Consider the following 26,429-nt stretch of genomic DNA (forward strand, 5'->3'; position numbering starts at 1 on the left):
TGGCTCTGGCTCTGGCTCTGGCTCTGGCTCTGGCTCTGGCTCTGGCTCTGGCTCTTCAGATTGTGATTCGTCGCTAGACTCGTCAACAAAAAAATCGTCAGATTCAAAGTTTTCATCGCCTAACAGCGCAGTAAAGTAATCATCCAGTGCTTGTTCACTCGAGAGACTTGGCTGCGCTAATGTTGATTCTTTATTCGCGCTCATTTATCGCCAACCTTTCGAGATAAATAAGCAACTGTTTATAAGCAAATACACCACGGCTACCCGATGCAAAATGAGATGCTGGCAAGCGCTTTAGGCTCGCATCTCGAAACTTAGTATCAATCGGCACAGCAGATGTCCAAACTTGGTTCGGATAGTCATCTTTGAGCTGCGTTAATGTTTGCAGTGAGGCTTTGGTTCGCTTGTCGTACATCGTCGGGACAATCGTCACCTTAAACGGCGTTTTACGAGACTTCTGCATGATGGTCAAAGTGCGAATCATGCGCTCTAAGCCCTTCATCGCCAAAAACTCAGTCTGTACCGGAATCAATATACGATCACTCGCAGCCAGTGCATTCACCATCATCACACCAAGAATTGGCGGGCAATCGATCAACACATAGTCGTAGTCGTCTTTCAAAGCGGCCAAAGCACGCTTCAAGATCAACCCCATGCCGCTACGGTTTCCCATTACACGGTCTAATGTCGCTAAAGACATGTGCGCAGGGATAATATCGATTCCTTCAACTTCCGTTTGTAAAAGCAAAGGTCTTACCGTCTGTGCCTTAAACTCTCGCAACTGGAACAGGTCAAACAGGCTCGATGCCACCGTATCTGAGTCGTAACCCAGATAGGTGGTCAGTGATGCATGTGGGTCAGTATCAACCAACAGAACACGGTGCCCCCTCAACGCAAGTAAACCTGCTAGAGTCACGGTCGTGGTCGTTTTACCTACACCACCTTTTTGGTTTGCAACACTCCAAACAATCATTTCGATTTACCTAAGCTAACCCAACTTCAACCAAGATCCTTTCCGCGATACGGTCTAGAGGTAGGTCTTCAGTAGAAATGCCAGCTTTTGCTACAGCTTGAGGCATACCATATACAACACAGCTATCTTCGTCTTGTGCCCAAATCGTCGAGCCCGCAGTTTTCAACATACGTGAACCTTCTCGACCATCTGCGCCCATACCGGTCAGTATCATAGACAAAACTTTGTCGCCGTAGATCTTCGCTGCAGAGCCGAATGTGACATCCACACAAGGCTTGTAATTCATGCGGTCGCCGCCATCGATAATTCTTAGACGTGCAGACCCTGCGCGGCCATCAACCATCATCTGTTTACCACCAGGAGCAAGATATGCCACCCCAGGCTTTAACACATCACCGTCTTGCGCTTCACGAACTTCAATTTTACACAAGGTGTTCAATCGACTAGCAAAAGCAGCGGTGAATGTAGCAGGCATATGCTGAACTAACACAATTGGGTGTGGATAGTTAGCAGGGATGCGAGTCAAAATCTTCTGTAGAGCCACAGGGCCGCCAGTCGAAGTACCAATTGCTGTTAACTGATACTTCTTACCTGACGCTCTGAATTTCGCCGTTGATGTAACCGCAGGTTTCGCTGTCGAAGTTGAAGCTGCTGTTGAAATCGGTTGGCGCAATGGCGTAGATGTTGAAGTCGTTGCTGTCGCTCTTGGCGCAATAGGAGCACGACGCATAAACGCGCGCTTCGCTGCAATCTGAATCACACGCTGTTGAAGCAATGCAACCGCATCGTCGCGGTTACGTGCGATGTCTTCAAACTTCTTAGGTAGGAAGTCTAGAGCACCTGCATCTAAAGCATCTAACGTTGCTCTCGCGCCATCATGCGTTAACGATGAAAACATCAAAATAGGCGTTGGAGACGCGGCCATGATTTCACGAACGGCGGTGATGCCGTCCATGACAGGCATTTCGATGTCCATCGTGATTACGTCAGGTCTTAGCTGTTTCGCTTTCTCAACGGCTTCTTTGCCGTTTACTGCTACATCAATGACTTCTAGGCGAGCCTCTGAGTTGATGATCTCGCTAACGCGACGACGAAAAAAACTCGAATCATCAACGACTAATACTTTAATCGCCATATTTATCCTTAAATTAAATTCTTGACGCAGCTGCGTACTGCTTCAACAAGTCCGGCACATCTAGAATCAATGCAATGTGTCCGTCACTTGTAATTGTCGCGCCTGCCATTCCTGGCGTGCCTTGTAGAAGCTTATCAAGTGGCTTGATCACGACTTCTTCTTGACCGATAAGCGTATCAACAACAAAGCCAACTCTTTGGCTACCAAGTTGAACGATAACAACGTGACCATGTCCTTTGCGCAGTTCAACAATACCTGCTTTTGGTGCAAGCCAGTTTTGCAAGTAGAACAACGGAATAGATTTATCGCGAACGATGATAGTCAGTTGACCATCAACCACGTTAGTACGGCTTAAATCTAGGTGGAAGATCTCGTTAACCGATGCCAATGGCAATGCGAATGGGTGACCTGCAACACCGACCATCAAGGTGGGTAGAATCGCAAGTGTCAGTGGAACCTTGATCGTGATCTTGGTGCCTTGTCCCATTTCAGAATCGATATCGATTGAACCATTCAGTGTGTTGATCGCTGTTTTCACAACGTCCATGCCTACACCTCGGCCAGAGATGTCTGAGATTTGTTCTTTGCTTGAGAAACCAGGTGCAAAAATAAGATTAAAACACTCTTTGTTTGATAAGCGAGACGCTGCGTCTTCGTCCATCAAACCGCGTTTAACTGCAATCGCACGAAGCTTATCAGGGTCCATACCGCCACCGTCATCAACGATAGCCAGTTCAATATGGTCACCTTCTTGCGAGGCAGATAGAATCACTTTACCCGTTTGCGATTTGCCAGCTGCGATACGAGCTTCTGGCATTTCAATACCATGGTCCACAGAGTTTCTCACTAAGTGAATCAGGGGATCGGCAAGTGCTTCTACTAAATTTTTATCAAGGTCCGTTTCTTCGCCGCGCATTTCAAGAACGATGTCTTTCTGCAAGCTACGAGCAAGGTCACGGACAACTCGTGGGAAACGACCAAATACTTTCTTGATCGGCTGCATACGAGTCTTCATTACCGCACCTTGCAGGTCTGCAGTAACAACATCTAAGTTAGAGACAGCTTTCGCCATTTCTTCGTCGTTACTGTTAAGGCCTAGGCTGACAAGTCGGTTACGCACCAATACCAATTCGCCCACCATATTCATGATGGTATCCAGTGTTGATGTATCTACACGGACTGTGGCATCTGCTTGTTGTTTCTTCGCTGGTGCTTTCACTTCAGCTTTTGCTGGAACGCTCGGTTTCGGCTCTGCTTTAACGGCTACTGACGCGGCTGGTTGCGGTGTAGGCGCAGCTTGAGGTGCAACGGCCTTAACTTCTGCAGGCTTAGTTGCTGCATCCAACTCTTCAATCGAAGGTCCATTACCTGAACCGTGTAGCTGGTCAAGTAACTTCTCGAACTCTTCGTCAGTCATCAGATCATCGCCTTCAGACATCGCTGAAACAGGTGCTGCAGGAGGCGGTGGTGGAGGCGTTGAACTTGCCGCTGTCGGGCTCTTACCCGCGCCGTGCAGTTCATCTAACAACTTTTCAAATTCGTCATCAGTAATATCACCACTGTCAACAACAGGCTGAGGTGCAGCTGGTGCTGGTGCTGGCGGCGGTGTTGGTGCAGAAGGTGCTGTTGGTGAACCACCTTTACCGTGAAGTTCATCAAGCAAGCGCTCAAACTCATCTTCAGAGATATCATCCACTGAAGATGCATTGATGTTTGAGCTTTCGACAACAGGCTCAGCAGCAACAGGTTCAGGGATAATAGGTGCAGGCGCTTCTACTGGTGCCACTTCATCCGCAGACTCTGGTTTGCAGAGACGGTGAAGTTCATCCAATAGAGATTGGTCAGCTGGTACTAAAGGTTCCTGATCTTGCACGGCGCGAAACTGTACATTGACTGTATCTAGCGCCTGCAGCATGGTATCCATCAAACCTGATGTTACGCTGCGTTGGCCGTTTCGTAGAATGTCGAACACATTCTCAGCACCATGACAAGTATCCACCAGCTCAGTTAATGCTAGGAAACCAGCACCACCTTTTACTGTATGGAAACCACGGAAAATAGCATTTAATAGGTCTTTGTCGTCAGGGTTATTCTCAAGCTCTACCAGTTGCTCTGATAGGAGTTCAAGGATCTCTCCTGCTTCGACTAAAAAGTCCTGAAGAATATCTTCGTCTAAATCGTAGCTCATACGTTACCTTTAAAATCCAAGACTGGATAACAAATCGTCGACTTCATCTTGAGATGCAACAGCGTCTTCGCGCTCTTCTGGGTTCATAATTGGACCTTCAGGCGCAATCGATGCTTTCTTCTCTGACTCTGGTGTTGGCTCTTTTTGATTCGCACCGAATACGGTGAGAATCTCGACCAAACGTCCTTCCACCTCATTCACCAAGGTAATAACTTTGCTAATTATCTGCCCAGTTAAATCTTGGAAATCCTGAGCCATCAAGATTTCAGTCAATTGTCCACGTAGTTCAGTACTGTCGCCTTCTACTTGGACAAGCAATCCATCAATGCGGTGACATAAAGCTTTAAATTGTGCCAGCTCAATGCGGCCATGCATCAGTTCATTCCATTGAGGCCTTACTTGAAGTAAACACTCGTGTAGGTTGTCTGCGATTGGCATACAGCGGTCAACTGCATCCATCGTCTTGTTTGCCGCAACTTCCGTTTTATCAATGACATACTGAAGGCGATCCCTTGCGTCAGGGATTTCGTCATTTGCGATAACGCTGATGCGTTCATCGAAATTGAATTGAGTCAAAGAGTCATGGAGGTCGCGTGTCAGACTTCCTATTTCTTGAAGCATTGGATTGTCTTGAAGACTAAAGTTATCTTCATAAATGCTTCTCACAAGAGAATCAGCGTGTTGCTGCTCGTCGTTCTCAAGCAGCTCTACTAATTTTTTTGCTTGTTCTAATGAAATCATCCTGAATTCGGCCTTACTCCGCATACTTTGTGCGCTTAGGCTATCGAGATAAACAGATAACTTATCAGCCAATGTTTATCTACAAATGCCTAAATTTATTGATGCTTATAAGCGATCAAAAATCTTATCAAGTTTCTCTTTCAGCGTTGCAGCAGTGAAAGGCTTCACAATGTAACCATTAACACCCGCTTGCGCTGCTTCGATAATCTGCTCACGCTTCGCTTCTGCGGTGATCATAAGCACTGGAAGGTGCTTAAGTTCTGCATCTGCGCGAATGTGTTTAAGCAGGTCAATCCCTTGCATGCCCGGCATGTTCCAGTCAGTTACCACGAAATCAAATTCGCCTTTTTTCAGCATAGGTAACGCGGTCAAGCCATCATCTGCTTCTTGAGTGTTGTTGAAACCTAAGTCGCGAAGTAGGTTTTTAACAATTCGGCGCATCGTTGAAAAATCATCAACAATGAGAATTTTCATGTTTTTGTTCAAATTAGCCTCCACTGAATAGGATCAGTGTTGTTAGTCGTTCTGTGTCCAAGCACTTAATTTAGTGCGTAAACGCTGCATAGATTGGCTCAATATTTGGCTGACACGAGATTCGCTGACACCTAACACTTCCCCAATCTCTTTTAAATTGAGTTCTTCGTCGTAATAAAGTGAAAGCACAAGGCCTTCCCTTTCCGGAAGTTGTTTTATCGAATCGATCAAAGCTTGGCGGAATGACTCATCAGCAACCCCTTGAAAAGGCGCATTATCTTGAGAGTCTTCATTCGGAGATATTACATCATCTGAGACGCCTAAATCTTCGATTCCAACCAGTCTTGAGCAATTAATGTCAGTTAAAGCACTGTGATACTGCTCTAAGCTGAGCCCCATATGTTTTGCCACTTCGGCATCACTCGGGTCGCGGTTGAGAATACCCTCTAATTCCGCGATTGCACTGCTGATTTCTCGATTGTTTTTATGAACCGATCTCGGCACCCAGTCCCCACGGCGAATATCATCCAACATTGCCCCGCGAATCCGAATACCAGCATACGTCTCAAAGCTTGCGCCTTTGGTACCATCATAGTTTTGTTGCGCTTCAATCAAGCCGATCATGCCAGCTTGAATTAAGTCATCAACCAATACATTAGGCGGTAATCGCCCCAACAAGTGATGAGCGATACGTTTAACCAACACAGAATACTTCTCAAAAAAAGCCTGTTGGCTATTGTGATTAGCGTGTTGGTCGTAAGTAAGCGCTTTATTCACCAAATGGTTCCTCTATAAATTCAGTACGATTCAGCAGCCTTTCAACAAAGAACTCCAAGTGTCCACTTGGTGTTTTTGGTATTGGCCAGGTCAATGCTTTGTTAGCCAAAGAGCTGATTGCCAATGCAGCTGGAGAGCGAGGATACGCATCGACTACGATTTTCTGTCTCTTAACTGATTGACGTACTTTATCATCTAAAGGAATACATGCTACGAGTTCGAGGCTCACATTCAAGAAGCGCTCTGTGACCAAAGTCAACTTTGCAAATAATTCTCGGCCTTCACGATAGCTTCTGACCATATTTGCAACAATTTTGAATCGCTGAACTTGGTGCTCTCGGCTCAACAGCTTAATCAATGCGTAGGCATCCGTGATCGAGGTAGGCTCATCACATACCACCACAACTACGTCTTGCGCCGCTCTTGAGAAGCTAATCACCATGTCCGAAATACCGGCCGCGGTATCAACCAACAAGATGTCCATCTCGTCTTCAAGCGAACCGAAGGCGCGAATCAAACCAGCATGTTGAGCATGTGAAAGTTCAGTCATGCTTTGTGTACCCGATGTCGCTGGAATGATCTTAATTCCGTGCGGCCCTTCGACAATCGCATCCTTAAGTTCACACTCACCCGCCAAAACATGTCCTAGGTTTCGCTTAGAACGAATACCCAGCATGATGTCGACGTTAGCCAATCCTAAATCGGCATCCAGTACCATGACTTTTTTGCCTTGGCGAGCCATGCAAATAGCCATACCTAACGTCACATTAGATTTACCTACCCCACCCTTACCGCCAGTTACAGCGATAACTTTCGTGATTGAAGGCTTCGTTAAGCGACGGAGGCCGCTAGCTTGATCATGTATCATATTTTCATTCATATTTATCCGCCGCCTAGAGTCCTTCAGAATCGCTATTCCAGTAATGAGGTTCATTCTCTGTAGATTTTTCTAATAACTCATTGGCCTTAGCAATCATGTACTTTGGCTGAGCTATAACGATATCTTCAGGAACTCGTTGACCATTTGCTATGTAAGCAACTGGTAATGCATTTTGTATTACGACACTGATGAATTCACCTAGACTTAGGGATTCATCCAGCTTAGTCATGATGCATCCCGACAACGGGATTCTTCTAAAGTGTTCAATTGTTTCTTGCAGCACTTTGCGCTGTGCGGTTGCAGGCAACACAAGGTAGCTATTGATAACGGAACCACTTTCTTGCATCAATGTGTCTAACTGCTCAGATAGGCGAACATCTCGTTGTCCCATGCCTGCAGTATCGACCAAAATCAGGCGACGATTACGTAACTGATATATTACATCGGCCAGTTCGCTAGAATCTTTAGCAACTCTTACAGGACAACCCATAATTCGACCGTAGATCGATAACTGCTCATGTGCACCTATACGATATGTATCAGTTGTCACTAGTGCCACGTTATCAGCGCCATATTCCATGGCTGCACGTGCAGCTAGCTTTGCAACCGTCGTTGTTTTACCCACGCCGGTTGGGCCAAGTAGAGCCACAATACCGCCGCGTTTTAAAATATCTTTCTGTGTAACGGAGATTTGGTCAGCAACCAAGGCTAACAAAGCCTTCCACGCACGTGCAGGTTTGGTATCTTCAGGAATGTAGCAAGCCATTTGATCGGCAAGCTCTGCAGATACCCCCATACGCTCAAGGCGCTTAATAAGCATGGCTCTGAGCGGTTCACGACGCTCTACTTCTTGCCACATTAACCCAGATACTTGATGCTCTAATAGACGACGAATTGAGGTCATCTCTTCGCGCATCGTTTCCATTTCAGTATCAGAACCTTTGGATTGAGTGTTCTCTCGACCACGATCATAACGGGTTGGATCCAAGCGAGGTGCCGGGCGTTCTACTCTGCGGTCTTCAGCGATCAACTTAGACAAACCGGTTTCACGAGCAAATGCTGAATCGAGATTTCCGTGAGACTGCTGGTTACCGCGAGATAACTGATGGCCATGAGACTGCAAATTGCTTTGAGTCTGATGACTATGAGGCTTATGACCCGTACTTGATTGGCGATTGAGCAATGCTGACAATGAATCTTCATTTTCAGCACGATGTTGTGGTTCATCATCTGCGCCATGACTGTATTGCTTAAGCATATTCGCAAAGCGCTTGGTCATTGAGCGTCCACCTTCAGCATTCGACTGTAGGCTAACCTTGTCGTCGTCTAGTTGACGTCGTCCAGTAGGAGCTGCGGGCGAGGCCATTTGCGTATATTGGCTTTGTGCAGGCTGCTGAGGTTTATTTAGTCTCTGGCTCGCTGTTGACGGGCTGGATTCGCCATCAATAGCGGCAACAATTTCCACGCCACCTGCGACCTTTTTGTTAGACATGATCACCGCTTCTGAACCAAGTTCTTCTTTAACTTGGAGCAGAGCCGTTCGCATATCTTTTGCAAAAAATCGTTTAATTTTCAATTCGATTGTCCGTTCTAATTAGGCGGCTTAATTACCAACAGCTTGTACTATACGTATCTGCTTTTCGTCCGGTATTTCTTGGTAAGACAAGACTCTCAAGCTTGGGATCGTGTTCTTCACGAATTTAGCCAGAGTCGAACGCAACACGCCAGAGGTCAATAACACCGCGGGCTCACCTTTCAGCTCTTGCTCTTGTGTAGCGTGACTGAGGGAGGTTTGTAAACGTTCGGCTAAACCAGGTTCAATACCAGCAGATTCTCCGCCGGATGCCTGCATGGTTTTATGCAAGATTTGTTCCAGTTCAGGAATCAAGGTTATCACTGGCAATTCTGGCTCTATTCCATTGATTTCTTGAACAATTAATCGTTTCAACGAGATACGAACTGCCGCAGTAAGTATGTCAGGTTCTTGACTCTTACTTGAATATTCCGACAAAGTTTGGACTATGGTTCGAATGTCACGAATTGGAATGGCTTCATTCAACAGATTCTGTAGCACTTTCACCACTACACCCAACTGCAATTGATCCGGTACAAAGCCTTCCACTAACTTAGGTGTCGAACGGCTAAGCATCTCAAGTAGGTTTTGAACCTCTTCGTGACCAATGAGCTGAGATGCGTTGTTGGTTAGCTGCTGGCTAAGGTGTGTCGCCAGTACTGTAGACGAGTCCACAACGGTATAACCTAGAGCTTGTGCGTGTTCACGCTGCTCTTCACGAATCCATACCGCTTCTAATCCGAATGCAGGGTCGATCGTTGGTTCGCCATCGATCATTCCGTACACTTGGCCCGGGTTAATCGCGAGCTCCATATCTGGCTTAATCTCAGCTTCACCCACCGCAACACCCATCAGGGTAATGCGGTAACTGTTTGGTGTCAGTTCTAGGTTATCGCGAATGTGTACCGCCGGAATCAGGAAACCGAAATCTTGAGACAGCTTCTTGCGAACCCCTTTCACACGCTCAAGCAGTTCGCCACCCTGATCTCTATCCACCAGCGGAATCAAACGATAACCGACTTCCAAACCAATAATATCAACAGGTTGAACGTCATCCCAAGAGAGTTCCTTCTGCGAGCCCGTTTCTCCAGTAGCTTCAACGGTAGCCGGAAGGTTGGGTTGTTCGGCCTTCTTCTTGTTCTTTTTATCGATGTAATAAGCACCTGCACCTGCAACGATGGCAAGACTCAAGAATGAGAAATGCGGCATACCAGGAACAATACCCATGATGCCAAGGATTGCAGCAGTGATCATTAGGGCTTTAGGGTTATCGAACATTTGGAAGACAAGTTGTTCGCCCATATCTTCATCGGTGTTTTGACGCGTTACCATCATCGCAGCTGCGATGGACAGTAATAGAGATGGAATTTGTGCAACCAAGCCATCACCGATAGTCAGTAGCGTATAGATTTCGATTGCTTCGCCAAAACCAAGGTCAAACTGAGCCATACCGATACTCAAGCCACCAATGATGTTGATGAACAGGATCAAAATACCGGCAATTGCATCACCTTTAACAAACTTAGACGCACCATCCATCGAACCGTAGAAGTCCGCTTCTTTGGTAACTTCAAATCGACGGGTACGAGCCTGATCTTGATCGATCAAACCCGCATTCAAATCGGCATCGATTGCCATCTGTTTACCGGGTAAGGCATCCAACGTGAAACGTGCACTTACTTCCGAGATACGACCTGCACCTTTGGTTACAACCATGAAGTTGATGATCATCAGAATCAAGAACACCACTAAACCAACCGCATAGTTACCACCAATAACCACGTTACCGAAAGCTTCAATCACGTTACCTGCTGCGTCACCACCTTCATGACCATGGAGTAATACCACACGTGTCGAAGCAACGTTCAAGGCCAATCGAAGTAAAGTGGCAATCAGAAGTACCGTTGGGAATGCAGCGAAGTCTAAAGGCCTGCGGGTATAAACCGAAACCAATAGCACAACCATAGACAATGCAATGTTGAAGGTGAAGAACATATCCAGCAAGAAAGCTGGAATGGGCAACACCACCATAGCGAGCGTGGCAAGTACCATAACAGGTGCACCAATCGCAGGCATGGCACGGTTAGGGATTTTAGGTAGCTTGTCCGCAAAAGGCAGGGAGAATTTCATAAATCTAGACAGTTTCGCTATGTTGTAGCTCTCTGAACAAGTGGATTAGATCTTAGTCAGGGCTGTTTTGCTATGGGCTTATAATGTTCAGGCTTACTACAGCAAACACTGTACCAACATCTCACGTCAAATTATCGCCATCACCTCAATAAAAAGAAGATTAGCTAACTCGCTATTATCAGGGTTCATCACGCAGAGCTCAAGCAATTGATCTAATGACGTAAATCAGGTGGGATCGGCATATTAGAATCTTGCAGTTTTGGTCTCTCGCCACCTCGTTTTCGGTACTGTTTAAGCTGGAAAACATATGCAAGCACTTGTGCAACTGCCGTAAACAAACCGTCAGGAATTTGTTGTTCTAGTTCAGTGGTGTGATATAGCGCCCTCGCCAATGGCGGCGCTGGAATAATATAGATGTCGTTTGCACGTGCAATTTCACGGATCTTCATCGCCATATGGTCGACACCTTTGGCAACCACAACCGGCGCTTTATCTTGATTCTGTTTATAGCGCAGCGCCACTGAAAAGTGTTCCGGGTTGGTAATAATCACATCAGCTTGAGGGACGTCAGCCATCATACGACGCTGAGCCGCTTCCCTTTGCAACATGCGAATTCGACCTTTCACTTCCGGCTTACCTTCAGTGTCTTTGAATTCGTCTTTGACTTCTTGTTTAGTCATCTTCAATTGATCGGCGTGTTGCCAGATCTGGAACGGGATATCAATCGCCACCACAATCAACAAAGAACAACTGATAAGCAGAATAAAGTTAAGCAAGATGTCCAAAGCGTGGAAGATATTCTGCGGATATACATCCATGCTCAGCTGCATTAAATCATGCTGAGAAGCTTGAATCAGATAAATCGCCATACCCGATACAAGCGCCACTTTCAGAATAGATTTGAGCAGTTCAACCCAGCTTTGCAGGCCAAACATACGCTTGATACCACTTAGTGGATTGAGCTTAGACGCCTTAGGCATCGCCGCTTGCATTGAGAAGTTAATCCCACCGACACCCGCAGCGCCAATGACGGCAGCGACAAACAGGGTTATCAGTATCAAAAACAGCGGGAACACTAGATTGACTAAAGCACCACCAGCAATTTCTAGAAGTTTGTTAGTATCAAAGATCTCGTCGCGGCTCAAAGAGAAAAGGCGTTGCATAGCCTCGAACAAAGCCTTCGCCATCGATTCGCCAAACCACATTAATGCAATCGCACCGACTATCAGTACCGATGCTGACGCTAGCTCTTTTGATCTTGCAACCTGCCCTTTCTCTTTGGCCTGTTGCAAGCGTTTGGGCGTGGCGTCTTCTGTGCGTTCTTGACCGTCTGACTCTGCCATTTCAGTCTCCTAGCAATCTAACCGGATTAAACGACATATCTGTTGTTCGCCCTGCATCCAAAATAGCTCATAGTGACTGTACAAGCCGCCAAGGATGTACCAACAAAGTAACAGACCCACGAGTAGTGCAAATGCAAAACCCAAAGAAAAGATGTTTAACTGAGGTGCTGCACGCGTCATTACACCAAAAGAAAGGTTAATCGTCAGCAGCGCGATAATCCCCGATAAGGACATCGCCAGTGCCGTTTTGAACATGATGCCGAGCCACAATGCTAGCTCTCGAAAATCCACAGAAGTCAACGAGCCACTGCCAATCGGCAAGGTCTTAAAGCTAAACACCACCAGCTGTAGCATTTTCAAGTGACCGTCAGTCGCCAAGAAGAACATGGTCGCAAGTAGCATGAACAGTTGACCAAGTACAGGCGTGTTTTGCCCGTTAGCCGGGTCGACCATTGAGGCGAAGCCCAAGCTCGATTGCATACCCAAGATCTGACCGAGCATGACGAAGGTCTGAATCATGAACTGAGTCACAAAGCCCATGGCAACGCCAATCACGATTTGCTCAAAGACGGTAAGGAAACCTTGGAAAGAAAGCAGTTCAATCTCTTTTGGAACAGCAGGAATCGCAGGCATCACCGCAAAAGTGATCGCCAAACCTAAATACAGACGAATACGCGGAGACACGAAGCGTGCCCCCGTTACCGTCATCACCATCAGCATCGCTGAGATGCGAGTGTATGGCCAAAAATAATTGGCTAACCACTCTAGTACAAGGCTCGTTGGGTATTCCATGTTGGTCTAATACAAAACTTGCGGCAAGCGTTCAATGAGTTCAAAAAAGAACTCCATCATCATCTGCGTCATCCAGTGAGCAAACAACATTAACGCCAACAAAGTTACGATCAAACGAGGCAAGAAGCTGAGGGTTTGTTCATTGATTGAGGTTGCAGCTTGGAATACCGCCACGACCAAACCAATCAGCAGGCTAGGAATAATAATGGCGCATACCATTATCAGTACCATCCAAAGTGCATCTCGGAACAATTCTACGAATATTTCAGGATTCATTATTCCCCCAGCTACAAGGCAAAACTGCCGGCGAGTGTGGAGAGTATCAAGTTCCAACCATCAACAAGGACAAACAGCATCAATTTAAATGGCAAGGATACAATCATCGGTGACAACATCATCATACCCATGGCCATCAGCACCGAGGCAACGACTAAATCAATAATTAGGAACGGCAAGAACAGCATAAAGCCGATTTGGAATGCCGTTTTTAGCTCTGACGTGATAAATGCAGGGATCAGAACCGCCATTGAAACATCTTCAGGGTTGGTCACTTCCGCGCCCGAGATCTCAACAAAGGTTTCCAAATCTTTGATTCGAGTCTGCTTGAGCATGAAAGATTTAATCGGGCCTTGGGCGACATCGAATGCCTGTCGTGCCGATATCTGTTCATTCAGATAAGGTTGAACCGCTTGCTCATTGACCTGATTGATCACCGGAGACATGATGAAGAAGGTCAAAAATATCGCGATACCAATGATGACTTGATTTGAAGGTGTTTGTTGCAAACCCATCGCCTGACGCAAGATAGACATCACCACCACAATACGGGTGAACGACGTCATCAAAATCACCATCGCGGGCAAGAAGCCAAGCATGGTCATCAAGGCTAAAATTTGTAAATTAATCGAGTAGTCTTCACCACCGTTAGCATTGGTTGTCATGGTAAAGGCAGGAATACCGCCACCATTTCCCGTTAAACTGCCCGTGGTCATGGTTTGAGATTTGGCTTGGTCTTGCTCCATCGTACTGATGGTGACCGACTCTGAACCAGCCGTATTCGCTGGAATCACGGTGCCATCTTCAGCTTGTGCAAATACCGACATGCTGAAGACTAGAGAGCAGAGGAGAATAAGCGGAACTAACCACACTTTCACCATTTGGAAAACTCCGCTTTGGTAAAAGTAAGATGAGTTCAAAAGTCCGTTACTTGTTTGCATCTTTTTTTATTAGCTGGGAAAGCTGACTTGAAAATGTACTTTTTTCCAGCATCTCCTGAGTAAGAGGTTTATCGAGCTTAGAGATCAGCTGAATCGATTGTGTGGTGATACCCACTAGATACTGATCCTCACCCGCTTGAACGATAGCAATACGTTCTTTTGTCCCAACCGCTATCTGTCTCACAATGGACAACCCTTGTTGGTTGGACATTGCAGGCACTTGCATGCGCTTGAGTAGCCAAGCAATAAATAAGATGAAGGCGATAACGAAAATTAGCGATCCAAAGGTGGTTGCTAAATCGAGAGATGGCGGCGTTGCTGCAAAAGCAATGGAAGGAGCCGTTAATAGCCCCACTCCCAAGATTCCTCGTAACAGCTCTGTCATTCCGAGAGAAGAGCTCGCCAGTCTTTGAAACAAAAAGCTCATCAACGCAGCTTCTTAATTCGTTCTGTTTGGCTAATAACGTCAGTCAAGCGAATACCAAATTTGTCGTTTACTACAACCACTTCACCGTGGGCAATCAGAGTACCGTTAACCATCACGTCCAGTGACTCACCAGCAATTCGATCAAGCTCAACAACTGAGCCCTGGTTCAATTGAAGTAAGTTACGGATACTGATCTGAGAGCGGCCAACTTCCATCGAAATAGTCACTGGAATATCCATTATGGTATCCAGCTTACGACGCTCATCTTCAGAAATCGGAGATGATGAATCGGTTAGCTCATCAAGTGGTGCCGCAAGTACATCATCAACATCAATTGACGGTGCTGAAGGATCTTCACCAAGTGCTGCAGCCCATTCGTCTGCTAGCTTTTGATCTTCACTAGGTTCCATTACCAATTCCTATACTTTTATCTATTTTGCTATTCGTCATCATCGCTGTTTTCGAGTTCAGACATCAAGTCTTTACCTAGAAAAGCGAGATCAGTTTTAACCACACTCGGTCTTCGAATTTTTTCCGAAATCTGCACCGCAAGTTTTTCACCTGAACGTCCCATTTTCACACGATACGTTGGCAGTTCTTCGACAAACATCGTCGCGTGCTCAGGCATGTTCATGGGAATAACGTCACCAGGGCGCAGCTCCATTAAGTCACGTAGCGATATATCTTGTTCTAGAAGGTTAACGCGAAAGTTAACGGGCACGTCCATGATTTCATCACGCAGTGCTGTGCTCCAACGAACATCGGTTTCCATTTTGTCTGATTGAACACCCGCATCCAGCAGTTCACGAATCGGCTCAACCATCGAGTAAGGCATGACAACGTGGAAGTCACCGCCACCGCCATCTACCTCGATGTGAAACGAACTCACAACAATCACTTCAGTTGGGCTCACAATATTCGCCATACTTGGGTTCACTTCAGAATCCAAATATTCAAACTCAACCCCCATCACTGGAGACCAAGCTTCTTTGTAATCTTCAAAAACAATTTTCAGCAGTAACTGAATGATTCGTCGTTCGGTAGGCGTGAATTCACGACCTTCAATCTTGGCGTGGAAACGACCATCACCGCCAAAAAAGTTCTCTACGAGAATGAAAACCAGACGCGCTTCCATGGTGATGAGCGCCGTACCTTTAAGTGGACGGAAACGAACCATGTTTAAACTGGTGGGTACATACAATGTGTTTTGGTACTCACCAAACTTCATCATTTGCACGCCGTTGATCGACACTTCAGCCGTTTTACGCAACATATTAAACAAACTAATACGCAAATGACGCGCGAAGCGCTCGTTAATAAGTTCAAGGGTCGGCATTCGACCACGAACAATTCGATCTTGTGAGGAGAAATCGAAATTGACAGCACTGTCGTTATCAGCTTCTACAATATCTTCAACTTCTTCAACATCATCAACGCCATGTAACAGCGCATCAATTTCGTCTTGGCTTAATAAATCGGTCACAAATTACCTACTGAATCACGAAGTCAGTGAATAGCACTTTTTCTATCACAGGTTGACCCACGGCTTGGGTCAGACTGGCTTTGATATCTTCTGTTGCCTTGTTACGCAGTTCAACTCTCCCGGTTGGTGAACGTAACTGTTCGACTGTTGCCGAAGCGAACGTGGCCAATAACGTACTTTCTACAAGTGGAGAGTGGTAACGAGCTAGGTCTTCATTTTTACTACCACGAACCATCATCTGTGCTTTTATTTGAACTAAGCGATCTTTTTTATCACCTGTCACATTGAACAAGAAGGGCTGAGGGATATTAACATACATAACGGGCTCTGCAGCGACCACAGCAGTTGCTGGCTGAGACGGAGATTCAGAGGCGCTATCGTCAGAGCTTAAGAAAAAGAGCAGTGCACCACCTACACCAAGCAATAACACGACTACGGCAATAATGATTATAAGGAGCTTGCTCTTTCCTTTAGGTGCATCTTGTTCTTCTGCCATACTTTACTCTAACTTCCTGTTCTTTCGATTAACTGACGGTTCTTTCTATTTAACTAACAGTACTTTCTATTAACTGATGGTTTTTTCTATTAACCAAGCGTTCTTTAGCCTGATATTAGGCATAATAACTAATTCCATCACGCTTTGATGCGACATTCAATTCAAGATTGCTGCCACTATCAAGGTTTTCATCACCTTGGCCACCATTTGTGCGGTTAGCGCCGGATTGTTGCTCACCATTGTTGTATCTATCTTGCCCCTGACCAGAGTTCTGTTGTTGAACTGACGAATCGGCAAGCTGCAGACCTTGCTGAGCAAGCATATCTCTCAAGCGAGGTAAGGTTTGTTCTATCACATCTCTCGCCTGCTGATTACTCACCGTAAAGTGTACGTTCGCCACGTCATTATTCATGGTCATGCGTATTTTCATCTGGCCCAACTCTGGCGGGTCGAGACGGATGTCCAAATTCTTAAGGTTCTTAGACATCATCATTTGTACTTTCTCAGCCACCTGCTCATTGGCTAGCTCTTTGGTGAGCTGTAAAGGCGCTTGTTGAGCAGCTTGAATTTCAGCTCGCGTAGGTGCTGAACCCACCGAGGCTGTCCCTTGTGCACCAGTCGCAGAAGCGATCTGCTGAGCAAAGGTCGAATCTTTAGAATCTTCTTTAGCACCCGCTTTACCCAAACCAGACAGTGCTGCTGCACCGGCGCCCGCTTTAAGAAGCGCATCAGTCGAGCCTGCTTTTGTGGCAACTGGCGTTGCATTCATCGCCACTCCTTGCGCGGTTAAAGCTGGATCCAACGTTGCTTGCTGCTGAGGTGAAGCTACATTAGCTTGTTGAGCTGCTGCCTGTTGGGCTGCATGCGCATTATTGGCGTGCAGTATTGCCGCCTTATCCGTAAGAGCATTGTTTGCTGATTGAGAAGCGGCCTGCGCTGACACTTGTTGTGCAGCCGTCGCTACAGCCGCTGTTGATGCTGCCGCAGCTAAGGCTTTAGTTTCGCTTGAATCCGTATTCTCCCAATCAATAGCAGCGGGGTCACCGGACATGCTGTTCACAGTCGGAGCATGACTTACCAAATCCGTTGCTTGTTGTTGAACGTTAGTGAGCTGTTGATTCAACAGGTCTAAGTTAGAGGTTGCTTTAGCCAAAGTGGCTTGCTCATCAACCGTCAACTTAGCGCCACTTTGTTGCTTCTCAAGCAAGCTATCGACAACAGACTGTTCTGATTCGATTTGTCCATTCAATTGATTTAGCGCTTTGGCATGGGCATCAACCTGCTTTGCGAGCTCAATATCTGCTGGCGAGATTGCTTGACCTTGAACAGCCACAACATCACTAGCCGCATTCTTTTGGCTCAGCTCTCGACTCATACTGGCTTCAATTTGTTCTGGAGTGACGCCTTTATCCATCAACTGTCGAATTTCATCATCTGTCAGTTGAGAAACGCCTTTACCACCGGTAAGCACTGCGATTTCAGAATCGACTTCAAAACTCTTCTCTTGATTTGCAGCATTGGCTTGTTGTGTAGCCTGACCAACAACGGAGGCACCTGCAATAGGAGCTCCAGCGATATTGCCTTGAGCTTGGTCTATCTGAGCTTGCTGAGGCAAGCCTTTGCCGTTAGGTGTCTTATTAAGCGTTTTATTTGCCTCATCCAACTGACCAAGCAATTTATTGCCTTCACTCATCGCTGCATTAGCTTGCGATGCCTGCGTAGAGCCATCTACAACTGATGAAACCTGAGCCTGGGATTGAGCAACCTGTTCTTTAGAATCGTTAGTCGTAGCCTGCGCATCTTTACCATCCGTCTTATCTGCGAAAGTTTTATCAGCGACAGTGCTACCAGGGCCTGAATTAACTTTGAGCTTAGCCTCAGATCTAGACGCAACCTCTACAGATGTTTTCTCAGCAGCTTTCTCGCCTTCTACTTCTGAAGCTGCTTGCTTGCTTTGCGCTTCGCTCACTTCGTCAGTCGCCTTTGATTCAGCTGAATCACCTTTGTTCGTTTCGGCTGACGCTTCACCTTCGGTAGAGGCCTGTTTAGCATCAGGGTTCGCGGTGCTTTCTGCGTCTTTTGCTACGGCTTTACTACCACTTTCTTCAAAGCCAAGCGCTTCTTTAAAGGATTCAAAGAAACCTTTAGAGTCGCCGGTTTCTTCTACCTTGGGAGAGGCAGAACCGGTGTCCAACAACGATGACGTTTTGTTGGTCGCTGAATTTGAGGAAAGACTAACATTCATATATACAAGCTCTATCTACTAGCTTTGCTGCCACAAACTAGGCAACAAAAAGAAAGTCGGGCGTTTTTCATACCTTTGTAGGGCATAACACGCAATTTTATATAAAACGGAGCAAGAAACATGCCTATAAGTTACGGTTTTACAATCTGCCCAACAATACCTGTATCGTTTATGACTTAGGATCACATCTTCTTTCGGCCAAACATCAGAGTCGAGAACTCATCCATTTGTTTTTGTTCTCTTTGGTCTTGCAGCTTTGCTTTCTCTTTCTGCTTTTTCTCCATCAACCACTCGTAGGATTTACGTTTTTTACGCAACTCCATCCAGTAGTTTTGGCAGTTGTCGACCTGATTTTTGAAGTGGTGTTCGGCTTCTCTCTGTTTGGATAATGTCTCATCCAACTGAGTTAGGAAGCGGTTCAGGTGACCATATTGGCTGGCTGTAAGCCCCGCCTTACCTCGGTCGACCAATTGTTGGCAATAATCCAGTCGGTATTTTTCAATCTGCGAGACCTGATCGTAGTAACCTTGCAACTCAGAATTCGCTTTGTTAAGCGCCAGTACGGCTTGGTTCTCTTGGTCTTTCGCTTGATCAAGAAGAAATTCTAACGCGTTATCCATGATTGACCTTTTTCAACACGACCTAGCCCCCTAACACATGTTTCAACATGTTGACGCACATGTCATAGGGAACCGTTTCTTTCATTTTCTGTTGTAAGTATTCGTCCAATCTCGGTTTCAAGGTGAAGGCACTATCAATCGCAGGATCGGTACCCGGCTTGTAAGCACCAATCGATACCAAGTCTTGGTTTTTACGACAAATAGACAACACTTGCCTTACCGCTTTCGACATCAAGACATGTTCTTCGGTTGTGATTTGAGGCATCACACGGCTTACAGACTTCTCAACATCAATCGCAGGATAATGACCCGCATCGGCCATCTCTCGGGACAACACAATGTGTCCATCCAAAATCGCTCGCGACGCATCAGCAATCGGATCTTGTAAGTCATCGCCTTCGGTTAGAACAGTAAAGAAAGCGGTGATCGAACCTTGTTCATCGTTGCCGTTACCCGCACGTTCCACCAACGCAGGAAGCTTAGCAAAGACTGATGGCGGATAACCTTTGGTTGCAGGCGGCTCACCCACAGAAAGAGCAATTTCACGCTGAGCCTGAGCAAAACGGGTCAATGAATCCATTAGTAGTAAAACATCTAAGCCTTGGTCGCGGAAATACTCGGCGACAGCCAGCGCAGTTTGACAGCCTTTTAAGCGCATCAATGGCGATGAATCGGCAGGAGCTGCGACAACAACTGAACGTTTACGGCCATCTTCGCCAAGAATCTCTTCAATAAATTCTTTTACTTCTCGTCCACGCTCACCGATTAGACCTACCACCACCACTTGCGCAGTAGTGCCTCGAGTCATCATCCCAAGCGTGACCGACTTACCCACACCAGAGCCAGCAAACAGGCCAATACGTTGCCCTTTACCTACGGTAAGTAGGCCATTAATCGCCTTCAAACCAACGTCGAGTGGTTCAGAAATCGGTTTACGAGCTAACGGATTAATTGGTTCAGCATTAAATGAAGCGCGTTGCTCGGTATAGATTGGACCTAAACCGTCGAGTGGATTACCGACGCCGTCGATCACTCGACCAAGCAGTTCCATCCCGACAGGAATGCCACTTTCTGAGGTCATTGGTGTAACGCGAGCACCGGGTAAGATCCCAGTGATTTGTTCACTCGGCATCAAAAATAGGTTATCGCCAGAGAAACCAACGACTTCAGCTTCCATCTGACCAGACATGGTCTCAACCAAGCACAAGCTACCAATCGGCGCTTTACAGCCGGTTGCTTCAAGTGTTAAGCCGACAACTCGCACCAATTTACCTGAGGCAACTGGTCGTGATTTTAATCCTTCGATTTTGTACTGGCTGAGACGATTCGCTAACTCAAGCATTACGCATGACCTTGATGACGATTTGCGCCGCAGAAGCTTTGAATCACGTTCTTCACACGTTCTTCCATGCGGTAGTTAACGCTCGACTCACCCGCTTCGATTTGGACATCGCCACGGTTGAGTGCAGGCTCGGCAACTAACGTCCAATTACGGCAATCCAATTCGGTTTCGCCATACGCAGAGCGAATAATCGCAACATCTTCAGGGTTAAGCTTCAATGTAATCGCGTGACCAGAAATCGGCAACGACTCTACCGATTCTTTCACGGTATCTAATATGATTTGTGGGTTGGTTTGCACTTCAACATGAACCACTTCTTTTACCATGGTAAGCACCATGTCGACCAATTGCTTCTCAACCTGAGCATTCATTAGCTCCAAAGGTTGAGCGAACTGGTTTGCGAGTCCCATAAAGATGGCGACTTGCTGCTGGATATACTCTTGACCAGCAGTCACGCCTTCAAGCTTACCGGCTTCATTGCCTTCGGCATGACCTGCGACAAAGCCTTCTTCTTTGCCCTTTTCGTAGCCCTGCTTGAAGCCAGCTTCTTGACCTTGATGAAGGCCTTCTTGATAAGCGCCCTGCTTAATCAGTTCGATTTGCTCTTCAGTCAGAACCAGCTCTTCATCTTCAATGGCTTCTTCAACCGTTGGCATCCAACTGGGATCGTAGTTAAAGGCGGTTTCTTTGGCTTGTTTGCTCACATCAGAGGTGTAGTCAGGCAGCCCCCATTTTTGAGGTTGGGCAACCGTATTATCTTCTTCAGGGCGAAGGAAGCCGCGTTTTCTATCACCTGACATATCAGTACCTATCTATGAGTGAGCTTAACTGTATTGTAAGTTCAAGCAGTTAAACTGAATTAATCTGTGGTTCGAGATTGGATAAAGAAAAGCCCCAACAGTGTGGGGCTTTTGAGGTTTCTGTTTAAAGGAACTCGTCGGCGCCACCAGATAGCATAATTTCGCCACTATCTGCCATCTTCCTAGCAATACCCAAAATCTCTTTCTGAGCCGCTTCAACGTCAGAGACTTTCACTGGCGGCATAGCCTCAATATCGTCTCTCATCATATCGGCAGCACGTTTAGACATGTTCTTGAAGATCTTCTCACGTAGACCTTCATCGGCACCTTTAAGTGCTTTCTGTAGAACGTCTTGTGGAACATCACGTAGTAGACGTTGAACACCTTGGTCATCAACTTCAATAAGGTTTTCAAAGACAAACATCAGATCTTGAATCTGCGTTGCCATGTCTTCGTCTTGGTCACGGATTTGATCCATTAAGACGCCTTCCACGTTGTTGTCCATGTAGTTCATGATCTCAGCCGCAGCTTTCAGGCCACCAATTTTGGCAGCTTGAGCACCCGCTTGACCCGCGAACTGTTTCTCCATGATTTCGTTCAGTTCAGCAAGCGCCGAAGGTTGAACTTCTTCCAGGTTGGCAATACGCATCATCAGATCCAGACGAACACGCTCTGGGAACTGAGATAGGATCTCTGCCGACTGATCGGCATCGAGGTACGACAATACAATCGTTTGAATCTGCGGGTGCTCGTTGATGATAATGCTCGCCACCTGGCGAGGATCCATCCATTTAAGCGAATCCAAACCTTTCGAACCAGTGCCGAGAAGGATTTGATCAACAAGGTTATTCGCCTTGTCTTCACCCAGAGCAGCAACCAACGCATTACGCATAAAGTCTTCGCTGCCCATACCAATGTTGGTGTACTTCTGAATATCATCTAAGAAAGCACGGTGCACTGCGCCTACTTTCTCTTGGGATAGGTCTGTAGCTCGCGCCATCGCACTACCCACACGCTGAACCTGCTTTGGCTCTAGGTGACGAATAATACCAGCAGCATCTTCTTCATTTAAACTGAGCAACAAGATCGCAGCACGCTCATCGCCTGAGATAGAACCGATATCCACGCTCGAGACATCAAGCACTTCACCGCCTTCAGTTTGTTGTGGAACTATTTCGTTAGCCATCTACCATCCAATTCTTAACTACTTGAGCTGCTAGCTCTGGTTCATTCGCTACAAGTGCACGTACTGCTTTCAGCACGTCTTCGTCTTTATGAAGGTTTGGCAAGTCGATGCTTGAACCAAATTCAAACAGCTCACCACCTTCAATATCACCACCAATTAAGCTGGTTTCACCATCGGCACCAATTGGCATACCATCAGGGCCGTACATTTGATCGTCGTTGTCTGCTGCTGGGTTAAGTAGTTTCTTCATAGCAGGGCGAACAAGTACCAACACCACCACAATAATAACCAAGGCACTTGCAAACCAACGAACCCAGTCATTGAAGTTTGGATGTTCCCAGATTGGTACATCAGCAACAACATCTGTTACTTGAGGGGCAAACTGCATGCTTAATACATTTAGCAAATCACCACGAGTTTCATCAAAGCCCACCGTACCAATCAGAACTTGGCGAATCGCATTGATTTCGCTCGCCGGGATAGGCGTATGAACCACTTCACCCGTATCTGGGTTCAAGGATTGACGGTCTTTGATCGCAACAGAAACCGTCTGGCGGTTAACCGTTCCGCTCTGTTTACGTTCATGACTGATGGTGGTGTCTAGCTCAAAGTTTCGGGTCGCTTCTTTGTGAACAGAGCCTTGACCAGTCATTGAGCCGTCTTTCATCTGAGCGACATCTTGTGGAATTGAGGCATCAGCTGGAGGCTGGTTACTCAATGCGCCAGGAATACCCGCCACAGTATTGCCGTTGTTGTAATCTTCTAAGGTGTATTCACTTCGTGTTGCTGGCGTGTTCGGATCAAAACGTTTTCTTGTTTGCTCCACAGCACTGAAATCGAGCTGAATATCAACTTGAGCTGTGTAGTTACCAAACCCAAGAATAGGGATCAAGATAGAGTCAATTTTTTCACGCAGCGCTTGTTCTTGATTGCGCTCTAACTCGTGTTCTTTACGACGCGCCGTAGACATAGGGTCTTGAGAGCCTGAGCTCAACAGTCGACCATGCTGATCGGTCACCGTAATACGTGAGGTTTTCATTCCCGGAACGGCACTAGCGACCATATCCACAACAGAATCGACTTCTTGCTGCTTGAGGTTGTTACCCGTTTTAAGGGTCAAGAATACGGAAGCGGAAGCTTCTTGATTATGACGTACAAAAACACTCTGCTTTGGCAAGGCCAATAAGACCTGAGCTTTACGTACCTGTTTCATCTGTTCAATGGCTTTGGCAAGTTGTCTTTCACGGCTTAATTTAAGACGTTCTTGCTCTAAACGTTGCGATACACCAAAGCCCATGTCTTGCATGAGGATGTCATCACCCGCGTTTCGCTCTTGGTTCAAACCAGCTCGTACCATGTTCAGCTTTAATGAGTTGTACTCGCTAGCAGGAACAGAGATGGTATTACCTTCAAGTGAGTACTCGATCTTTTGTAGATCTAAGTAATCAAGAACCGGAATCAATTCTTCTGTTTCGTAGGCCCCTAATGGACGCATCTCTGGCTCTTTAACCCAGAAAAACAGCATCACAATAAGCGCTACACAGATAGAGATAGAAAGGACTAAGACGACCTGACGAAGTAAATCGAGGTCACCTACTGCCATATCGAACTTCGATGAACTGCGTTCACCTAGATCGGGATTTTGCCCTTCGCCGTCTAGCTCAGAGCCTGCAATAAGTGCGTGGTCGTTGCTATCGCTCACGGTTAAATCTGTTGTTTGACTATTATCTGCCACTATTTAACTACCTAACTTATACCGGCATGTTCATCAGCTCTTTGTACGATTCGACCAATTTATTTCTAATTTGGATCGTCGCCTCAAAAGCCACACTAGATTTATTCCGAGCAATCATCACGTCTGATAGAGACACACTTTGGTCGCCACTATCAAAACGAGCTTGAAGATCACCTGAGGTCTTTTGTAATGAGTTCACATTATTGATGGCATTAGTCAGCATATTGCCAAAATCTGCACCGACCGCTTGCCCCGTTGCTGCGGGACGCGCGCTGGCAGCTTCGACCATCATTGCCTGCATTTCGCCTTGTAAACCATCTATTCTCATCTACTACCTCAGGAGTCAAAATTATGACCATCTATTTAGATATATTATTGACAGAGCAATTAGCGTGCCACACATTAAATTGACTAGATATCGTATTACACTAGTCAGAAAGCTGACACTACTAATCTATCCTCAGTTTGGGATATCTATTCCAGCATCGCGCATTTTCGCCAGTTTATAACGTAATGTTCGTGGGCTAATGCCCAGTTTTTCAGCCATATCTTTGCGTCGGCCATTACATGCGATCAGGGTTTCAAGGATGATCGCATACTCTTGATCTCTAAGCTCATTACCTAACCCTTCGCTACTAGCTGCGATTTTATTGATTGGGTTTGCTTCAGCAATCGGCTTAATTTCTGGCGCTACAACACTATTACCTTCAACAATTTGTTGTAGGCTGCTTGCGTCTTGCCAATCAACACCTTCAAGAAGGATGTGCTCACCAGAGATGTTCTCTTGCTCGCTCAATATTAACGCACGCTGTACCACATTGTCTAATTCACGAACATTGCCCGGCCACGGATAATTGACGAGTTTACTGATTGCTTGCGCTGACATAATTGGCACTGGCATGCCAAGTTTGGTGCAGTGGCGCTCAACTAAGTGCTTGGCTAAAGGCTCAATATCGCCTTTACGCTCACACAGTGGTGGCCAAGAAATTGGGAATACATTCAGGCGGTAATATAAATCCTCACGGAAATTACCTTCAGAAACATACTGTTTAAGGTCACGGTTACTGGTCGCTAATACACGAACATCCAATTTGATGCTCTTACGACTACCTAACCGCTCAACTTCGCGTTCTTGTAATACACGCAGTAGTTTGGCTTGTAGGCTAAGATCCATTTCACTGATCTCATCCAACAAAATAGTACCGCCTTGCGCTTGCTCGAACTTTCCCGGGCAAGCTTGAATAGCGCCAGTAAATGCGCCTTTTTCATAACCAAACAGGGTCGCTTCTAACATGTTGTCTGGGATCGCTGCACAGTTAATCGCGACAAACGGGCCATCTTTACGACTAGAGGCATTGTGAATGTAGCGAGACATCACCTCTTTACCAGAACCACTCGGGCCTAACACCATGACGTTGGCATCGGTTTTTGCGACTTTATCAGCCAGCATCATTAACTTGATACTTTTCTCATCGGCAACGATGGCATCGCCATTATCATCCGATTTTACAGGCGCATAGCGGCTGACCATGTTGAGCAGAACTTCTGGCGCAAATGGCTTTGCCATATAGTCGATAGCGCCCTCTTTCATTGCAGCAACGGCATCTTCGATGTTGGCGTACGCTGTCATTAGCAATACAGGTAAGTTTGGCCAATGCTGCTTGATGTTTCTTAACAGTGCCAAACCACCCATGCCTGCCATTTGAACGTCAGACACGACAATATCAACGGAGTTAGATTTCAATTTGACCAGAGCATCTTCCGCACAATCCGCTTCCAGCCATTCATAGCCAGCAAGCGCGAGTGTGTCGACAAGGGCTTCGCGTAGACCTTCATCATCTTCGACGATTAACACTTTGCTTTGAGCCATAG

Annotated in this window: 25 protein-coding genes and 1 pseudogene; all 26 read right to left on the reverse strand. The window is 46.3% G+C overall.

Annotation, left to right across the window (positions count from 1 at the left end):
- Positions 1 to 204 (reverse strand): annotated as a pseudogene (locus OQJ75_RS15265) (chemotaxis protein CheW); the annotation flags it as partial.
- Positions 191 to 973 carry a ParA family protein gene (locus tag OQJ75_RS15270; RefSeq protein WP_265970962.1) on the reverse strand — a complete coding sequence of 261 codons (783 nt, stop codon included), beginning with the start codon at positions 971 to 973 and terminating at the stop codon, positions 191 to 193. The pseudogene OQJ75_RS15265 and the gene OQJ75_RS15270, both read right to left, overlap by 14 nt.
- 10 nt (positions 974 to 983) lie before the next feature.
- Complete coding sequence (locus OQJ75_RS15275) at positions 984 to 2,108, reverse strand: protein-glutamate methylesterase/protein-glutamine glutaminase (RefSeq protein ID WP_248388039.1); 1,125 nt, start codon at positions 2,106 to 2,108, stop codon at positions 984 to 986.
- A gap of 13 nt (positions 2,109 to 2,121) precedes the next feature.
- The gene (locus tag OQJ75_RS15280; RefSeq protein WP_265970961.1) at positions 2,122 to 4,296 is read right to left on the reverse strand and encodes a chemotaxis protein CheA; all 2,175 of its coding nucleotides are present in this window, start codon (positions 4,294 to 4,296) and stop codon (positions 2,122 to 2,124) included.
- A 9-nt stretch (positions 4,297 to 4,305) separates the two neighbouring features.
- Positions 4,306 to 5,037: a protein phosphatase CheZ gene (locus tag OQJ75_RS15285; RefSeq protein ID WP_248388041.1), complete on the reverse strand. Its 732-nt coding sequence runs from the start codon at positions 5,035 to 5,037 to the stop codon at positions 4,306 to 4,308.
- 105 nt (positions 5,038 to 5,142) lie between these two features.
- On the reverse strand, positions 5,143 to 5,511 hold the full coding sequence (gene cheY, locus OQJ75_RS15290) for a chemotaxis response regulator CheY (RefSeq protein ID WP_016767062.1): 369 nt from the start codon (positions 5,509 to 5,511) through the stop codon (positions 5,143 to 5,145).
- Between the two features lie 42 nt (positions 5,512 to 5,553).
- The gene (locus OQJ75_RS15295; RefSeq protein ID WP_248374302.1) at positions 5,554 to 6,288 is read right to left on the reverse strand and encodes an RNA polymerase sigma factor FliA; all 735 of its coding nucleotides are present in this window, start codon (positions 6,286 to 6,288) and stop codon (positions 5,554 to 5,556) included.
- Positions 6,281 to 7,168, reverse strand: a complete 888-nt coding sequence (locus OQJ75_RS15300; protein WP_248374301.1) for a MinD/ParA family protein — start codon at positions 7,166 to 7,168, stop codon at positions 6,281 to 6,283. The genes OQJ75_RS15295 and OQJ75_RS15300 overlap by 8 nt, the downstream gene beginning before the upstream one ends.
- Positions 7,169 to 7,181: 13 nt before the next feature.
- Positions 7,182 to 8,744, reverse strand: coding sequence for a flagellar biosynthesis protein FlhF (gene flhF / locus OQJ75_RS15305; protein ID WP_265970960.1), 1,563 nt, complete (start codon positions 8,742 to 8,744; stop codon positions 7,182 to 7,184).
- Positions 8,745 to 8,771: 27 nt separating this feature from the next.
- Positions 8,772 to 10,871 (reverse strand): flagellar biosynthesis protein FlhA, encoded by a 2,100-nt coding sequence (flhA, locus tag OQJ75_RS15310; protein ID WP_265970959.1) that lies wholly within the window; start codon positions 10,869 to 10,871, stop codon positions 8,772 to 8,774.
- A 212-nt stretch (positions 10,872 to 11,083) separates the two neighbouring features.
- Positions 11,084 to 12,214 (reverse strand): flagellar biosynthesis protein FlhB, encoded by a 1,131-nt coding sequence (gene flhB, locus OQJ75_RS15315; RefSeq protein ID WP_248374298.1) that lies wholly within the window; start codon positions 12,212 to 12,214, stop codon positions 11,084 to 11,086.
- Positions 12,215 to 12,223: 9 nt separating this feature from the next.
- Complete coding sequence (gene fliR / locus OQJ75_RS15320; RefSeq protein ID WP_017060672.1) at positions 12,224 to 13,006, reverse strand: flagellar biosynthetic protein FliR; 783 nt, start codon at positions 13,004 to 13,006, stop codon at positions 12,224 to 12,226.
- 6 nt (positions 13,007 to 13,012) lie between these two features.
- On the reverse strand, positions 13,013 to 13,282 hold the full coding sequence (gene fliQ / locus OQJ75_RS15325; RefSeq protein WP_029235191.1) for a flagellar biosynthesis protein FliQ: 270 nt from the start codon (positions 13,280 to 13,282) through the stop codon (positions 13,013 to 13,015).
- An 11-nt stretch (positions 13,283 to 13,293) separates the two neighbouring features.
- A complete protein-coding gene (gene fliP, locus OQJ75_RS15330) occupies positions 13,294 to 14,223 on the reverse strand; it encodes a flagellar type III secretion system pore protein FliP (protein ID WP_265970958.1) in 930 nt (309 codons plus the stop codon).
- A complete protein-coding gene (gene fliO / locus OQJ75_RS15335) occupies positions 14,210 to 14,650 on the reverse strand; it encodes a flagellar biosynthetic protein FliO (protein WP_265970957.1) in 441 nt (146 codons plus the stop codon). Before fliO ends, fliP begins: the two co-directional genes overlap by 14 nt.
- Positions 14,650 to 15,060 (reverse strand): flagellar motor switch protein FliN, encoded by a 411-nt coding sequence (gene fliN, locus OQJ75_RS15340; protein WP_004739851.1) that lies wholly within the window; start codon positions 15,058 to 15,060, stop codon positions 14,650 to 14,652. Before fliN ends, fliO begins: the two co-directional genes overlap by 1 nt.
- A 29-nt stretch (positions 15,061 to 15,089) precedes the next feature.
- Complete coding sequence (gene fliM, locus OQJ75_RS15345; RefSeq protein ID WP_086715921.1) at positions 15,090 to 16,133, reverse strand: flagellar motor switch protein FliM; 1,044 nt, start codon at positions 16,131 to 16,133, stop codon at positions 15,090 to 15,092.
- Positions 16,134 to 16,140: 7 nt separating this feature from the next.
- The gene (gene fliL / locus OQJ75_RS15350; protein ID WP_248374295.1) at positions 16,141 to 16,629 is read right to left on the reverse strand and encodes a flagellar basal body-associated protein FliL; all 489 of its coding nucleotides are present in this window, start codon (positions 16,627 to 16,629) and stop codon (positions 16,141 to 16,143) included.
- A gap of 115 nt (positions 16,630 to 16,744) precedes the next feature.
- Positions 16,745 to 18,874 (reverse strand): flagellar hook-length control protein FliK, encoded by a 2,130-nt coding sequence (locus tag OQJ75_RS15355; RefSeq protein ID WP_265970956.1) that lies wholly within the window; start codon positions 18,872 to 18,874, stop codon positions 16,745 to 16,747.
- Between the two features lie 182 nt (positions 18,875 to 19,056).
- A complete protein-coding gene (fliJ, locus tag OQJ75_RS15360; RefSeq protein WP_265970955.1) occupies positions 19,057 to 19,494 on the reverse strand; it encodes a flagellar export protein FliJ in 438 nt (145 codons plus the stop codon).
- A 22-nt stretch (positions 19,495 to 19,516) separates the two neighbouring features.
- A complete protein-coding gene (fliI, locus tag OQJ75_RS15365; protein ID WP_248374292.1) occupies positions 19,517 to 20,836 on the reverse strand; it encodes a flagellar protein export ATPase FliI in 1,320 nt (439 codons plus the stop codon).
- The gene (fliH, locus tag OQJ75_RS15370; RefSeq protein WP_265970954.1) at positions 20,836 to 21,636 is read right to left on the reverse strand and encodes a flagellar assembly protein FliH; all 801 of its coding nucleotides are present in this window, start codon (positions 21,634 to 21,636) and stop codon (positions 20,836 to 20,838) included. Before fliH ends, fliI begins: the two co-directional genes overlap by 1 nt.
- A 124-nt stretch (positions 21,637 to 21,760) precedes the next feature.
- Positions 21,761 to 22,822 carry a flagellar motor switch protein FliG gene (gene fliG, locus OQJ75_RS15375; RefSeq protein ID WP_248374290.1) on the reverse strand — a complete coding sequence of 354 codons (1,062 nt, stop codon included), beginning with the start codon at positions 22,820 to 22,822 and terminating at the stop codon, positions 21,761 to 21,763.
- Positions 22,815 to 24,557: a flagellar basal-body MS-ring/collar protein FliF gene (gene fliF, locus OQJ75_RS15380; RefSeq protein ID WP_248374289.1), complete on the reverse strand. Its 1,743-nt coding sequence runs from the start codon at positions 24,555 to 24,557 to the stop codon at positions 22,815 to 22,817. The genes fliG and fliF overlap by 8 nt, the downstream gene beginning before the upstream one ends.
- Before the next feature lie 16 nt (positions 24,558 to 24,573).
- On the reverse strand, positions 24,574 to 24,885 hold the full coding sequence (gene fliE / locus OQJ75_RS15385; protein ID WP_017060684.1) for a flagellar hook-basal body complex protein FliE: 312 nt from the start codon (positions 24,883 to 24,885) through the stop codon (positions 24,574 to 24,576).
- A 132-nt stretch (positions 24,886 to 25,017) separates the two neighbouring features.
- On the reverse strand, positions 25,018 to 26,427 hold the full coding sequence (locus OQJ75_RS15390) for a sigma-54-dependent transcriptional regulator (RefSeq protein WP_248374288.1): 1,410 nt from the start codon (positions 26,425 to 26,427) through the stop codon (positions 25,018 to 25,020).
- Positions 26,428 to 26,429 lie beyond the last annotated feature (2 nt).

The sequence above is a fragment of the Vibrio sp. 14G-20 genome, assembly GCF_026241515.1.
Taxonomy (GTDB): Bacteria; Pseudomonadota; Gammaproteobacteria; order Enterobacterales; family Vibrionaceae; genus Vibrio.